A 12256-nucleotide genomic window follows, 5' to 3' on the forward strand; every position below is an offset into this window, starting at 1 on the left:
CCGCCCTTGTCGCCCGTCTCAGTAGGAGACGCTGACGCGTGCGTTGGCGGCAAAGTCGCCGCGCCTGGTGCTAGGGCCGTTTTTCAGCGCCCATCCCGCCGACAGCGAGGCGAGCAGATTGCTGGCGATGCGGTAGTCGACGGCAGCGCCCGCACCGACCAGCGTCGTATCCTCGCCGGCCCACTCCGAGGACGTCTGGGAGCCGCTCCTGAAATTGTGGCCGTATCCGACATCGACGAACACGTAGGGCGACAGGTTGTCCTGCAGGCGCGGCCCGGAGCCGCCGGCTGGCCGCTTCCCGATGGTGTCGAGCAATGAGAAGGTCGGCAGCCGCAACTCGTTCCGCAGCACGAGGCCGGCGTCGACCGCCCCGTCGCTGACGGAATAGCCCCGCGTGGCCCACGCGCCGCCGAGCGAGAGCTGCTCGGTATCGGGCAGGGCCTTGCCACCGATCAGCGCCGTGAAGCCTGTATTGAGGCTGAAGTCCCTGAGCGCCGGAATCGCACCCAGAGGCGTGCTGCGGCTCAACTCGATCAGGCCATAGATGTAATGGACGGATTCGACCCGCCCGTTGGTCTGGGCGCTCCATATCCGCCCCTTGTTGCCCGGCAGGCCGCCGCCGGGATTGAAGACGGCGCGCATATCCAGCGAATTGGTCGCGCCGTCTTCACCGCGCCAGTAGCGCGACAGGCCGAGCAGCAGATTGAACGTCGCCGAATCTCCGCGCGCCAGATTGATGGTGTCATAGGCCGTGTGGCGCTTGGTCCATTTGAGGGAGGTGCCGCCGTAGAATTCCAGTTGCGAGGGCGCGTTCGCCCAGATATTCGACGCGGCCGAGCGGTAGAGCACCGGCAGCTCGAACGTGGTGTTGCGGAACGACAGCACGCGATCGATCGTCTCCTGCCGGGTGGCGACGAAGTTGGGCGCGATCTCGATGCTCTGCCGCGCGAGGGTGGGGATGGCGATGCGGCCCGCGTGGCTGATATATCCCGGCCACCTGTCGCCCGCCAGCCGACCCTTCGAAGGCGCGCCCCAGAAATTCTCGCTGCCGGTGAGCTGGTACGACACCGTCAGATCGTGCAGCGCCTCGATGCCGGCCGAGAAGCCGACGAAGTAGCGGTCATACCCCGTCGCCTTGCTGCCGGTGTTGGAGTAGCCGCCGTAGATCCGCCAGGGCTTCTGGCGGGTGATGTTCAGGGTCAGATCCGTCTCGCCCGGCCGCGAGCCGGGTTCGAACACGCCGTTGACCTGACGGTAGGGGAAGCGATTGAGCCAGTCGATGTCCTCCGACAAATGATCGGCATCGATGAACTCCCCTGCCCGCGCCCGCAGCCGGGAGGCGTGGGCCGCCGCGGTGTCCCCGGAGTTCGCGGCGTCCGTGCCGGCAACGCCGGATGCGTCCTCGCGCGCCCTGATGTCGCCCAATCGGTAGGGCACGACCTGCAGCTGCAGCACGCCGCCGGTGATCTCCTGCGGCGGCGGCGTGACGGAGACGAACGGACGCCCGACACTGCGGAACGCGGCCACCACGGCGGTGCGTGCCTCGGCGACCAGTTGCTGCGACAGCGGCCGGCCGATGAAGGGCGCGAGGGCCTGTTTCAATGCCACTGCCGGCACACCCTCGACATCCTCGATGACGACACCCTCGCCCGGGTTGGCCGCAACCTCGCCGTTGAGGCCGAACAGCCTGACCCCCCGGATGTCGACGCCGAGCGGGGCATCGTCGGCGCTGGACGCGATCGGCGGCGGGGCGATGTCGCTGCGCGGCGGCGGCGCTTCAGGCGGCAGGTTACGCTCCAGCGCCGGCGGGCGCTGCGACCAGGCGAAACCGGAAGCCGTGATTGAAAACAATAACACGGACACAGAAACACTTATACATCCGCCATCGAGTCTCAATTCAAGCCTCCAAAACTATATTCGTCCATTACAATTCTGTATATATTTCTCATCTCAAGGTATATTCATGAACAAACACAGCATATTTACGTATATTTGCAACTTGTTTGCTCGATATTAACGTAAATAATCAACCTTAATGATTTACTAATAGGAATTATTCCACCAGAAATACTTGTGGATACATGTTGGCAGCCTGCCGCCAGCGACGGCGGGCGGCGCCTTTCTCTCCGGAAGCACGGCAAAACGGGGGACAGACCGCGAGGGCGGCTGGCGGGCGACCATTCCGGCCGTCAACGCAGCGGACAGAAATCCGAATCGGTACCGCCGCGCCATCTCTTTGTTTGACGCACCCCATTTATCCAAAGGCGGCATTCATTGTTGGTTTGATGCTTGAACTCAAGCCGCGCCGTGTTATCGGGTGTGGCCTAGCATGCCTGCTCTCTTGATTACGGCAGCCGGCTGGATTAGCGTTCGCGGCTCGTGGTCCGGCGCGCCGCAACGGTGTCGCGTGGGGAATCGATGCCTTGCCGTGCACCCGTTTGCGGCGGACAGCCGACACCGGACTGCCGACACGGTATGGAAGAGTGGCCGAGTGGTTGAAGGCACTGGTCTTGAAAACCAGCAACGGGGCAACCCGTTCGTGGGTTCGAATCCCACCTCTTCCGCCATGTTCTCATCCCGCCTCGTATCACACGCTCTCAATCCCGTTGATCTGCAACGCGTTCCGTGAGATACCTTCTCTCAGTCGTTCTCATTTCGTCCCGCATGTTCCAAATTATGCCCACGACATTTGCGGGCACTTTGCGGGCACTGGAGAACGAAATGCGGGCATCGAGGGGAACAGGGCATGGCACTTACCGACGCGCAGATTCGCAAAGCCAAGCCGGGTGAAAAGCCGATCAAGATGGCGGACGGCGGGGGCCTGACGCTCGTTATCTCCCCAGCCGGGGCCAAGCTCTGGCGATTCCGGTATCGATTCGACGGGCGGGAAAAGCAACTCGCGATAGGAGAATACCCGGATATCAGTCTGGCTGACGCGCGTGACGCTCGCCATGCGGCGAAGGCGCTGCTCAAGGAGGGCAAAGACCCGTCGGCGGAAAAGCGGAAGCGCCCAGCCCCACCCGATTCTGCCCTAACCTTCGAGGCAATCGCGCGGGAGTGGTATGGGAAGAGCAGCGCCATTTGGACAGAGACGCACGCCTATGACGTCCTGCGCTCGCTTGAGCGGGACGTCTTTCCTGAGCTCGGCGACCGCTACATCGCTTCAATCACCGCGCCGGAGGTGCTTGATGTCTTGCGTAAGATCGAGGACCGGCCGGCGATCGAAACGGCCAAGCGAGTCCGGCAGCGTATGTCTGCGGTCTTCGTTTACGGCGTCGCTTCGGGGATTTGTGAGAACGACCCAGCCGCCATCGTAGAGAAGGCCCTTAGACCACTGATCAAGGGCCGGCAGCCGGCTATCACCGACCTGAAACTGGCGCGAGAGATTATTGCGCGGGCCGATGCGACGCCGGGAAAGCCGATCGCGAAACTGGCTCTGCGGATGCTCGCGCTCACTGCTCTCCGCCCAGGCACGCTGATAACCACACCGTGGGCGGAGATGGACGATGTAGACTGGAATGGGGTGCCGATCTGGCAGGTGCCGGCAGCGCGAATGAAGCTGCGCAAGGTACAAAAGGATGACCCGAATCGCGACCACCTTGTGCCACTGCCCCGCCAAGCGGTCGAGACGATTAAGGTGCTGCGAAAAATCACCGGTCGCGGGCCGTACCTGTTTCCGAATGACAGGCGCGCGCACCGGCCAGCGAGCGAAAACGCAATTGGCTACCTGCTCAACAGGGCCGGCTATCACCATCGGCATGTGCCGCACGGGTGGCGGGCGACTTTCTCGACGATCATGAACGAGATCTTCAAGGGAGACCGCTTCGTCATCGACCTGATGCTGGCGCATTCGCCGAAGGACAAGGTTGAGGCGGCGTATAACCGGGCCGCCTACATCGATCGCCGGAGGGAACTCGCCCAGGCATGGGCGGACCTAATCATGGAGGGGCAAATGCCACTGGAGCAGGTCATCAGCGGCCCGAGACGTGCTCCGCCTCTTTCTCCGGGGTCAAGCTCCGCATCCACCGATCAAGGTCGCTCCTCCGCCATCGCGACATCCCGCCGGAGAGCCTGACCGGCGCCGGGAACTCGCCATCGGAAACCTTACGATAGATCGTCGACGCGCCCATGCCGACGATCTCCTTCACCTCGGTGATCTTCAGCAAGCGGTCCATTTCATCAATCAAAGCCATATAGTCCGCCCCCTACCCCTCAATGCGTCTGCTCTCTGTCGAACACGCCTGTGGAATAAAGCTGGGCGCCCTCGATGATGGTTTCCGCGAGCTGTGCCGCGATGCGTCGTTCCTCGGCCGGACTATCGGCCACGGCGTTGTTGACAGCGAGGAGCGCATTCAGCAGGCATGACAGCGCTGTGCTGGCGTCGGCTTCGCTCACGATGTCAATTACCTTCTCGGTCAAAACGGCCACTTCGGCTGCATCAGGCATGGCCATCCTCGAAAAGCTGGTGTTGATCCTTGTTAGCGAGCCGGCGATAGTCCGCGGCAGCAGCCTGGAGGATCGCGATTCTACGCCGTGCTTGCTCGGGGCTCATCCGGCCAGCGGCAATCCAGCGCTCGCAGGTCCTTTGCGTCGTGGCGGTGATGCGTTCCAACTCGATGGCGATTTCTCGGGCGGCGAAGCGCCTGGTGGTGGTCGACGCGGTCATCCGTCACCTCCCTTGCTGTAATTCGGCAACAACGGCTGCATCTCGTTGTGCTCATAGGCTGATGCGATGCGGGGGCGGACATGCTCGGATACGAGTGCACCATCAGGCATGACGATGTTCGCGAGAAACTCATCCTCGAATGTCACGATGCCGACCGCAACTGCCTCCAGCTTCGCCTTGACGACGAGTGCAAGAGCGCGCCATCTGGACCGGCACGCCTGTTCCCATGCTGCGAGCGCAGCGTCCGCCGTGCGAAGGGCGTTCTTGGTCGGGGTATGGGTGAACTCCCAGTCGGCGGGATCGGGCATTTGCAGCCGGAACATGACGCGCCGGTCATTCATCACGAACACGACAGCGGCCTCATGCTCTCCCTCGACGTGCATGAATTCCTTGGCGCCATAACGGCGCAAGGTGGCGCGGATCTCCGCGATGCTTTTGTCTGTCGATACCGACGTGTCGGCTGCGTAGCGGCGTGTCATGAGGTCTCTTCACCTCCCTTGCGTGCACGGATGGCGGCGTCGAGAAGCCCTATGATGAGCGGGATGGCGCTGCTGTCGTGGGACGACCCGGCAAATCTGCCGTCGCTGGTGTACTCCACGCGAAACTCGGAGCGCACGGCTTCCAATGTCGACATCAAGCCGGCCGCCACCTCGCGTTCTTCCGCCAGCGCCTGTTCGGCAGCTTCGTATCTGCCAATTTCTGCCAATCCTTGTTTTGTTCTTTCGTTCAGTGTCGTCATGCGCACGCGTGCGATTTTCGATACCGGATAGTCATCAGGTAAAGATGCATAGTCTATGTCTCGCAACACTTCACGTATTTTGGTTAGCTCTTGTTCGGCGGCTTCGGCGCGTTCTCTATATACCTGTCTACTGGCGACGGTCGCCATGTACGCCCGTTCAGCGGCTTCCGCTCTACGCCTCCACTCCGCCGCGCACTCAGCGGCGAAGGCGGCCATCACCTCATGCATGTGTCGGAAGTCATCATCGTCCTCGTTCCATTTGGACCAAACGGATTCGGCAGATCTTACCAGATCGGCATGCGGTTCTGGCTGGGCGGCCGGCAGGATGCGCTCCCCGCGCGCCGACAGCATCATGCTGAGGTTGACAACGTCGACCGGATCGCCCTTCTCGACGTGCTCTCGCAGCATCCGGGACAGGTCGGCCTGCGAGCATATGTCCTGAGACTCCCAACCGCCGCGGCCCTCCGCCCGCTTCTGCGCGAGCTTCGCCTTCATTCTGGCGGCAAACTCGTCGACGGCGAGATCGTCGGGGTGCGGGTCGGGCCGGTCGGTCGCGCCCCATGTTCGCTCGATGAACGATATAAGGGTGTTCCCGTCTTCCATTGACCATGACGGCCCGAACACAGCCCGGCAAACACTGTCCTGGTGGTGAGCGGCGCTCCACGGCGGGTTGCTGGCATCCCATCCGGGCCAGATGGAAAGACCGACTGCTTTGCCGCCGGCCCCCGGCGCTTTGCTGTCGTCAACGAGGGGTGGTGACAGCGGGAGCACGCCCTTACCTCTTATGGCGGCGGCAATTCGGCCCGATAGCGCCAAGGCTCCCAATTGTGTGCTGTACTTGCCGTATTCTTCGACTTTCTGCGCCGCTCTCTCCCTTTCCCGTGCTGTTGCCCAAGCGACAGCGGCGTGCCAAATCCTGACCTCGTCATTTGTGTGGATGCGGCCCGGTCCGTATTCGCTTAGGGACCATGCGTCAAAAGAGCCTGTCGCGTCAGTCTGCATGAGCCTGCAACTCCTGTATCTTGGCTCGCAGTTCGGCATTTTCAGCGCGGAGCGGGGCGTTTCTACCTGCTGGGTTTTCGCCGCTTCGAGGATCACAGCGGTGATCGTGTTGCGGGCCGGCTTGCGGAAATGACGACGGCTCATCTCGGCGCCTCCGCATCCTTTTCCGCCCACGTGGCGAGACTGATGGCGGCAGCCCTGATGATGTCACGCGCCCCTTCCAGGCGCTGGCGCAGATCGCGGACTTCCGCGGCGAGGATGTTATTCTCGCGATCCAGCTCGGCGATCTTCCGCTGCTGATCCTCGATCTTTTGGCGATGCGTGCTGTAATCAGACAGCCAAGGGAAAAGGCTCATGTTGACTTCCTCTGCGAGAACGGTCGGGATGGAATCCGCCTCTTGCGCCGGCGTTCTGGTCGCGGCTCTTCGCCGGTAGATTTTGCAATCAGGCGGCGATCGAACTCAGCCGAGCCGCGCGCGAGACGCTTGCTCTTTGCAATCGCGTGGATGTCGCCGCCGGCCGTCGTGATGCGTTTCTCGCCGCCCCGGCCGAAGGTCTTGGTGTCGTGACCGGATTTCCGGAGCGGTTGGATGAAGTGCGGGTCGTTGGCTTCCGGAACGAGCAGGCCCGTTTCAGGATCGACCCGGCGCAAGGCAAGCGGCGGGTTGTGATCCCAATTGATCCCGCCACGGATTTCCTCATCGGTGAACCCGAGCCGGAGCAACACGGCATGGAGCTTCACACCCACGGGGATATGTCGGCGACGGGTGGCTGGGGCGTTCGTCATGTCAGTGCCCAATCACCAAATTCGCCGTCCATGATCTCCCTGATGGTCGATCCGGGGCAGAGCTGTGTGGTGACGATCTCCTCGACCTGCTGCACGAACGCGATCAGCCCGGCGTTATCGAGGTCCGCCAGCGACAGCGGCTCCTGGGCGATCGTGCCGTCGAAATAGGTCACGTCGATCACGTAGCCGACCGCGCGCTTGAACTTGCGCTTGAGAATGTCGGGATCCTCGCCCAGCGCGTCGGCCACCTTCTTGTTGAGCATGTGGAACCGGCGCATCAGGACAGCGTCCTTCGGCTGGGTGACGGACACGATCAGGCGCGAGCCGTGCGGATACCGGGCGATCATCTCAGCATCGAAGTTCGTCGCCGGCTTGAGCCAGTTCCCTTCCCGAATGAACTCCAGCGGGCACGGATCGCTCTCGGTTCGACGGCGGGCCATCGATCAGCCCTCCGGGTTCTCGGCGCGGGTGCGAGCGGCGGTATAGGCCCGCTTCATCGCGGAGATCATGTTGCCGGGGACGTTGACCTCGAAGCGCCACACGCTGGTTTCGTCCCAATGGGCCTTGATCGCGACGACATCCTGTATCGTCCTGGCGTCGGCGCAGCGTCGGAGGAACGCATCAAAGTATGCCTTGACCTCGCCGTCCGGAGCGATTTTCTCGGGGCCAGCGTCGGCCGGCGGAGGGAGAGATGCCTGCGGCGCGGGATCGGCGGGCGGGGCGGGCGGCTTCTTCGTCGTTTCCTTCTGCGCAGCCTGCGCCGCAGCAATCTTCGTCACCCGAGCGAGATGCTGCTCTTTTGCCTCGCGCAGCTTCTCGACGAAACCGTCGGCGCCACTCAACTCGGCTTCCCAATCGCTTTCGGCGTAGATGGTTTCGATCTCGTCGGAGGTGCGGCAGCGCGCCATATGGTCGATGGCCTCGGCCAGGATTTCATCCGGGGAGACGGTGTCGGCAACGGAATCGGCCGCCACGTCAACCTGATCGACAGTTTCCGCAACCGCAGGGGCCGGGTTGTCAATCTCGGCGTCGATCGTGACAACCGCCCTGCTGTCCGCGATGCTTCCATCTGCAACAAAGTCGGCGGGTGCGACTCCCGGCCCCGGCTGGTGCTCGATGACTGCCGGTTCCGGCGTGCTCGGCAACGGCGGCGGAGGCGGAGGCGCGGACACAGCTACCGGCCGGGCCTCGACAACCGATTCCGCCTCATCCTCGATCCGGATCGCGTCGGCCAGTTCCGGCGACTGCGGCAAGCGCTTTATCAGGCGACGAAGAACCGTTTTCTTAGACATTTCAGTGTCGTCGGTAGACCACGGCGTCGACTTGATCTTGCCGGCGGTGAAAGCCTTCCACGCATCCGACCTATCCCTGATCTTGTGGATGTCGGCGACGGACATGGGCTCGAAATCCGATGAGCCGTCGCTAAACAGGACGACGGCGTAATAGCCCACGATAGGGCCGCGATCACCGAACACGTCTGGCTTGTGGTGCAGGCTCTTGTGGTCTCCAAGCGTGCAACTGAAATCGTCGTTCAGGTTTACCTCATGCGCATAGAGGTTCTTCACCTCGCCGGACTGACGCGCGAGCTTCATCAGGCCGCGATAACCTACGCGGAGCTGCGGCTCCTGCCGGCCGGCCTTCCCATTCCAACCGAGGATCAGGTATGCCTCGCCCAACTGCGGGTCGAGCAGCAGCCCGAGCGCCGCAGCCTTCGATACCTCCCGGAATGTCAGGCGCGGGTCGCATTTCAGCAGGTCGGGATTCTGCATGAGCGCGTTCGCGAGATTGCGCTCGAAACGCTCGGGGCTAACGTGGCGCGGCAGGCCGAGCGTGTGCAGCTTCTCCGGCGGCAGGACCTGCGCGCGGTAGGCGTCGACGGGCGTCTGCTTTTCAATGGTGGTGACAGCATTCATCAGACTGCCCTTTCTTCGGAAATGAACTTCACGCCGGCGATCGGGACGCGGGCGGCGGAGCGCGCAGCGGCATTGGCGATCGTCGAGACGGCATCACGGACGTTGGGGTGATCTTTGAGCGCCTGGAGCGCAGCGTCGTAATCGACGATCTCGGCCCGCCAGTACGTCTTGAGGACGGTCTTTGCGCCCTTGCTGCCGGCGGACACCTTACGGGCTTCGACCGGCGCGCCGGCCGCTTCCGTCCGCGCCTTCGCCTCGGCGGCGGACTTGGCCTTCTCGGCCCGCAGGTACGGTCCCTCGACAACATCACGGATCCGGGAAACGCGAACCTTCGCGCCGTCAATCCATGGCGTCCACTTCTCCCGGACCTCTTTGAGCGCCTTGTCGATAGGATCCTTCTCAGCCTTGAACCCGGCCTCAGCCTGTCTCTGCGCGACGGTCAGGCGCTTTTTGAGGTTCGCGGCAAAGTCTGCGGCACCCTGATCCGCCGCCGCGCCGGCGGCAACGATCTTGTCCGCCTCGCGGAGAAGTTCCTCGATATTGCCTTTCAGCACCTCGAAATCATCGGGCTGGCTGTTGTGGCCGATCTTGCCGTGGCGGCCGACGATCTGCGAGCGCGTCGGCGTGCCGTCCGGCCACGTGCCCTTTTGCACCGCATGCTCATAATCGTCGTTCGACACCGCAATGCAACGCGCCCAAGGCCCCTCGATGAAATCGAGGTATTTCTCGCGATCCTCGCCGTCGGCACCGAATGTCTGCTTGTTGACGCGCACCTGGGTGATACCACCTTCGTCCGGCCAGACGGCAACCGCATAAGCGCCTCCGCCGCTCGGCAGGCGATAGCGGCCGAACTGAGGCTCACTGTCAGGATCGGGCTTCTCGCCCGTCTCCATCGCGCGTTGCCAGAACTCGTAACCGGTGAGCGTCAGGGATGCGGTCATTGGGAAAACCTTCAGGTATCGGCGCCGCCCCGCCTGCACAGCATGGCGCGGAGCACAATGAAGCCGAGAATGGCGAAAGGGAGGTGGATCGCGGTCAGGCCAAGGATGACGGTCAGTGCATCATCAGAGCTCGATGGCATTGTCGCCTCCGGTGCGCTCCTCGACGCCGGTGATGTATGGCGCGGGCGGAGGCGTACCGATCGGCTCCTGATTGACTGCAAGCCGGAGATCACGTGCGAAGCGGGTATAAAAAATGCCGTTCGTCACATCCTCAACCCACACCTTGTCGTCGAAGGCGCCGCGGACGATGCCGAACCGACTGCCATCCGCCTCGTGGACGACCTGATCGCCGATTTCGAAATGCGGGGACACAAGCGATACGGCTTCGATCTCCACAGCGGTTCCATTATGGCCAATGTTGACAACGACATATCCTTCAGCGCCGAGATGTTTGACGACAGTGCGAACGTCGACAACGTCGCCCTTGCGGAAATTGCGTGTCATGATGCACCTTTAAATTTGAGGATGATGTCACGAGCCCGGCGAAGATCGCCGACTGTGAATTTGGATTCGGCGCAGATGTATCGGGCGCCGACCCTAGCCGGCCTGACAGAGACTGGAACGTGCTGGTCTGGTACGAGGTCTCCCCACTCGGAAGCCTCTTGGCAAAAGGGTTTCAGTGCCTCGACGAGCCCATCCAACAGAAGGAGTTGCTCTATCGTGAACGTCCTGCCACCGATGCAGTACTTGGTCGGGGCCAGATTAGATGCATCGACCCTGCACCCGGCGAGTACGTCCGCGTCGATCAGAAAATCCTTGTTCACGCGGCCCTCGCCATCTCGCGCGGCGCAGCCAGATCCGCATAGACCCTGCGGATATCGTCCAGCACGCGGATCTTGTCGGGGAACTGCGCGAGGCCAAGACCAGCCGCATATAGCTCCTGCACGGCGCGCGCCTCGTCGACGAAGGGATTGAGGCCGGCAGCGAACAGCGCCTTCACGCGGAAGCCAATCGCTGCCTGGTAAGGGGTAATCGTCTCCATGGTTTCGTCCTCCGCTCAACCGACCATCGCGAGACGGTGGGAGCGTTCGTTTTCGGCTTCGTCAGCGGCGGCGTCCGCCGCGATCTCGTCAGGGTGAGGAAAATCGATCTTGCCGGCGCGCTCCCGGCGCAGGATCTCCGTCGTGATCATGCGGTAGAGAGGATCGCCCTTGCTCAGCTCCTTGTGCGCGCCCTGCATCGCTCTGCCCGTGCGACGATCCTCTATCCAGGTCGACACGGCGATACCGTCGAAGCCGGCGATGTACGGACGGCCTTCCCCGATCTCGACTCGCAGATCCGCGTACCCGTCGAACAGGGCATAGGCGACAATCTGGCCGTCGGCGGACAGGATCGGGATTTCGTCGAAGTCGTAGCGCTGGGTGTGGAGCATGGCGCGCCTCGTCAGTGCTTGGAAACCTGCTCGGGCTCGGCAAGGCCGCGCGCCAGTAACAGCGCGAAGCCAACTGGGGCCAATGTCGCGAGCAGATCAGCAGCAAACGTCTTCAGGTCCTGACTGCCGGTGTGCCGACCCAGCCTCAAGGTCAGCTTGAACGCGTCCCGGACATGCCCACGGATTTCCTCGATCAGCTCCGAGTCCGTGCGCATGTTTTCTGCAGGCGCGAGCTCTTCGCCCCAATGGCTGATGGTTTCCGGCGCGGTGTCGTTGGTGTTGGACATGGTGATGATCCTAAATTTCCGGGGAGGGCGGCGGCGCGCGCGCCGCCGTATAATGCTCAGTCGTCGGCTTCTTCCGCCTCGACCTTCACCGGCTGGCCATCCTTCAGGACATAGAAAACGCCGGGCTCGATGCCATCGCGGCCTACGATCCCGGTCCAGAAATCGATGATCGCGCCTTCGTCGTCACGCTGAACGAGGATCAGCCCGCCACCGTCCTTCAGTCCTCGCACCTTGCCGTCGCCGCTCGTGGCAATGGCAATGCCGTTTCCGCTATCCACCGTTGCGGAGGCTTCGTAACCTGTTGCGAGCGATGCGCTGAGGTCCCCGGTGGCCTGCGATGCGCTGCGGTACCCGGTGGCCTGCGATGCGCTGCGGTACCCGGTGGCCTGCGATGCGCTGCGGTACCCGGTGGCCTGCGATGCGCTGAGGTCCCCGGTGGCCTGCGATGCGCTGCGGTACCCGGTGGCCTGCGATGCGCTGCGGTACCCG

The 12256-nt window shown here is 62.8% G+C and carries 17 protein-coding genes, 1 tRNA gene and 1 pseudogene; 2 read left to right on the forward strand and 17 right to left on the reverse strand.

Translation table 11 applies throughout. From position 1 onward, the window contains the following. Window positions 1-18 precede the first annotated feature (18 nt). Complete coding sequence (locus ACUSIJ_RS17760) at window positions 19-1857, reverse strand: ShlB/FhaC/HecB family hemolysin secretion/activation protein (RefSeq protein WP_449309746.1); 1839 nt, start codon at window positions 1855-1857, stop codon at window positions 19-21. A 620-nt stretch (window positions 1858-2477) separates the two neighbouring features. Here ACUSIJ_RS17760 and ACUSIJ_RS17765 point away from each other — a divergent pair. Together ACUSIJ_RS17765 and ACUSIJ_RS17770 are read left to right on the forward strand one after the other, a co-directional pair. Further along, window positions 2478-2567: transfer RNA gene (locus ACUSIJ_RS17765), tRNA-Ser, on the forward strand. 179 nt (window positions 2568-2746) lie between these two features. Beyond that, entirely contained in the window at window positions 2747-4075 is a 1329-nt protein-coding gene (locus tag ACUSIJ_RS17770; RefSeq protein WP_449309747.1) for a tyrosine-type recombinase/integrase, read from the forward strand. Here ACUSIJ_RS17770 and ACUSIJ_RS17775 read toward each other — a convergent pair. From ACUSIJ_RS17775 to ACUSIJ_RS17850, 16 genes and pseudogenes are all read right to left on the reverse strand, one after another. Continuing rightward, window positions 3972-4193: a helix-turn-helix transcriptional regulator gene (locus ACUSIJ_RS17775; protein WP_449309748.1), complete on the reverse strand. Its 222-nt coding sequence runs from the start codon at window positions 4191-4193 to the stop codon at window positions 3972-3974. The genes ACUSIJ_RS17770 and ACUSIJ_RS17775 overlap by 104 nt on opposite strands. Window positions 4194-4212: 19 nt before the next feature. Beyond that, window positions 4213-4446 carry a hypothetical protein gene (locus ACUSIJ_RS17780; RefSeq protein ID WP_449309749.1) on the reverse strand — a complete coding sequence of 78 codons (234 nt, stop codon included), beginning with the start codon at window positions 4444-4446 and terminating at the stop codon, window positions 4213-4215. Further along, window positions 4439-4666 carry a hypothetical protein gene (locus tag ACUSIJ_RS17785; protein ID WP_449309750.1) on the reverse strand — a complete coding sequence of 76 codons (228 nt, stop codon included), beginning with the start codon at window positions 4664-4666 and terminating at the stop codon, window positions 4439-4441. The genes ACUSIJ_RS17780 and ACUSIJ_RS17785 overlap by 8 nt, the downstream gene beginning before the upstream one ends. Continuing rightward, complete coding sequence (locus ACUSIJ_RS17790; protein ID WP_449309751.1) at window positions 4663-5145, reverse strand: hypothetical protein; 483 nt, start codon at window positions 5143-5145, stop codon at window positions 4663-4665. The genes ACUSIJ_RS17785 and ACUSIJ_RS17790 overlap by 4 nt, the downstream gene beginning before the upstream one ends. Further along, complete coding sequence (locus ACUSIJ_RS17795) at window positions 5142-6551, reverse strand: hypothetical protein (RefSeq protein WP_449309752.1); 1410 nt, start codon at window positions 6549-6551, stop codon at window positions 5142-5144. The genes ACUSIJ_RS17790 and ACUSIJ_RS17795 overlap by 4 nt, the downstream gene beginning before the upstream one ends. Continuing rightward, complete coding sequence (locus ACUSIJ_RS17800) at window positions 6548-6763, reverse strand: septum formation initiator family protein (RefSeq protein WP_449309753.1); 216 nt, start codon at window positions 6761-6763, stop codon at window positions 6548-6550. Before ACUSIJ_RS17800 ends, ACUSIJ_RS17795 begins: the two co-directional genes overlap by 4 nt. Further along, on the reverse strand, window positions 6760-7194 hold the full coding sequence (locus tag ACUSIJ_RS17805) for a hypothetical protein (RefSeq protein ID WP_449309754.1): 435 nt from the start codon (window positions 7192-7194) through the stop codon (window positions 6760-6762). Before ACUSIJ_RS17805 ends, ACUSIJ_RS17800 begins: the two co-directional genes overlap by 4 nt. Then, on the reverse strand, window positions 7191-7634 hold the full coding sequence (locus tag ACUSIJ_RS17810; protein WP_449309755.1) for a hypothetical protein: 444 nt from the start codon (window positions 7632-7634) through the stop codon (window positions 7191-7193). The genes ACUSIJ_RS17805 and ACUSIJ_RS17810 overlap by 4 nt, the downstream gene beginning before the upstream one ends. Window positions 7635-7637: 3 nt before the next feature. Further along, window positions 7638-9107 (reverse strand): recombinase RecT, encoded by a 1470-nt coding sequence (locus tag ACUSIJ_RS17815; RefSeq protein WP_449309756.1) that lies wholly within the window; start codon window positions 9105-9107, stop codon window positions 7638-7640. Further along, on the reverse strand, window positions 9107-10048 hold the full coding sequence (locus ACUSIJ_RS17820) for a hypothetical protein (protein ID WP_449309757.1): 942 nt from the start codon (window positions 10046-10048) through the stop codon (window positions 9107-9109). The genes ACUSIJ_RS17815 and ACUSIJ_RS17820 overlap by 1 nt, the downstream gene beginning before the upstream one ends. 11 nt (window positions 10049-10059) lie before the next feature. Next, window positions 10060-10188 carry a hypothetical protein gene (locus ACUSIJ_RS17825; protein WP_449309758.1) on the reverse strand — a complete coding sequence of 43 codons (129 nt, stop codon included), beginning with the start codon at window positions 10186-10188 and terminating at the stop codon, window positions 10060-10062. After that, window positions 10172-10444: a hypothetical protein gene (locus tag ACUSIJ_RS17830; RefSeq protein WP_449309759.1), complete on the reverse strand. Its 273-nt coding sequence runs from the start codon at window positions 10442-10444 to the stop codon at window positions 10172-10174. Before ACUSIJ_RS17830 ends, ACUSIJ_RS17825 begins: the two co-directional genes overlap by 17 nt. A gap of 424 nt (window positions 10445-10868) precedes the next feature. Continuing rightward, window positions 10869-11090, reverse strand: coding sequence for a hypothetical protein (locus tag ACUSIJ_RS17835; RefSeq protein ID WP_449309760.1), 222 nt, complete (start codon window positions 11088-11090; stop codon window positions 10869-10871). Between the two features lie 15 nt (window positions 11091-11105). Continuing rightward, window positions 11106-11480, reverse strand: coding sequence for a hypothetical protein (locus ACUSIJ_RS17840; RefSeq protein ID WP_449309761.1), 375 nt, complete (start codon window positions 11478-11480; stop codon window positions 11106-11108). Window positions 11481-11491: 11 nt separating this feature from the next. Further along, window positions 11492-11767, reverse strand: a complete 276-nt coding sequence (locus ACUSIJ_RS17845; RefSeq protein ID WP_449309762.1) for a hypothetical protein — start codon at window positions 11765-11767, stop codon at window positions 11492-11494. 56 nt (window positions 11768-11823) lie between these two features. Next, window positions 11824-12256 (reverse strand): annotated as a pseudogene (locus ACUSIJ_RS17850) (hypothetical protein); the annotation flags it as partial.

It is taken from the genome of Pseudochelatococcus sp. B33, from assembly GCF_053570585.1.

Excerpts from the sequence above, each read along its gene's own strand:
- ACUSIJ_RS17835 (WP_449309760.1), bottom strand. The coding sequence starts at position 11,090 with ATGGAGACGATTACCCCTTACCAGGCAGCGATTGGCTTCCGCGTGAAG.
- ACUSIJ_RS17780 (WP_449309749.1), bottom strand. The coding sequence starts at position 4,446 with ATGCCTGATGCAGCCGAAGTGGCCGTTTTGACCGAGAAGGTAATTGAC.
- ACUSIJ_RS17770 (WP_449309747.1), top strand. The coding sequence starts at position 2,747 with ATGGCACTTACCGACGCGCAGATTCGCAAAGCCAAGCCGGGTGAAAAG.
- ACUSIJ_RS17840 (WP_449309761.1), bottom strand. The coding sequence starts at position 11,480 with ATGCTCCACACCCAGCGCTACGACTTCGACGAAATCCCGATCCTGTCC.
- ACUSIJ_RS17800 (WP_449309753.1), bottom strand. The coding sequence starts at position 6,763 with ATGAGCCTTTTCCCTTGGCTGTCTGATTACAGCACGCATCGCCAAAAG.
- ACUSIJ_RS17810 (WP_449309755.1), bottom strand. The coding sequence starts at position 7,634 with ATGGCCCGCCGTCGAACCGAGAGCGATCCGTGCCCGCTGGAGTTCATT.
- ACUSIJ_RS17805 (WP_449309754.1), bottom strand. The coding sequence starts at position 7,194 with ATGACGAACGCCCCAGCCACCCGTCGCCGACATATCCCCGTGGGTGTG.
- ACUSIJ_RS17820 (WP_449309757.1), bottom strand. The coding sequence starts at position 10,048 with ATGACCGCATCCCTGACGCTCACCGGTTACGAGTTCTGGCAACGCGCG.
- ACUSIJ_RS17775 (WP_449309748.1), bottom strand. The coding sequence starts at position 4,193 with ATGGCTTTGATTGATGAAATGGACCGCTTGCTGAAGATCACCGAGGTG.
- ACUSIJ_RS17785 (WP_449309750.1), bottom strand. The coding sequence starts at position 4,666 with ATGACCGCGTCGACCACCACCAGGCGCTTCGCCGCCCGAGAAATCGCC.
- ACUSIJ_RS17845 (WP_449309762.1), bottom strand. The coding sequence starts at position 11,767 with ATGTCCAACACCAACGACACCGCGCCGGAAACCATCAGCCATTGGGGC.
- ACUSIJ_RS17790 (WP_449309751.1), bottom strand. The coding sequence starts at position 5,145 with ATGACACGCCGCTACGCAGCCGACACGTCGGTATCGACAGACAAAAGC.
- ACUSIJ_RS17825 (WP_449309758.1), bottom strand. The coding sequence starts at position 10,188 with ATGCCATCGAGCTCTGATGATGCACTGACCGTCATCCTTGGCCTGACC.
- ACUSIJ_RS17815 (WP_449309756.1), bottom strand. The coding sequence starts at position 9,107 with ATGAATGCTGTCACCACCATTGAAAAGCAGACGCCCGTCGACGCCTAC.
- ACUSIJ_RS17795 (WP_449309752.1), bottom strand. The coding sequence starts at position 6,551 with ATGAGCCGTCGTCATTTCCGCAAGCCGGCCCGCAACACGATCACCGCT.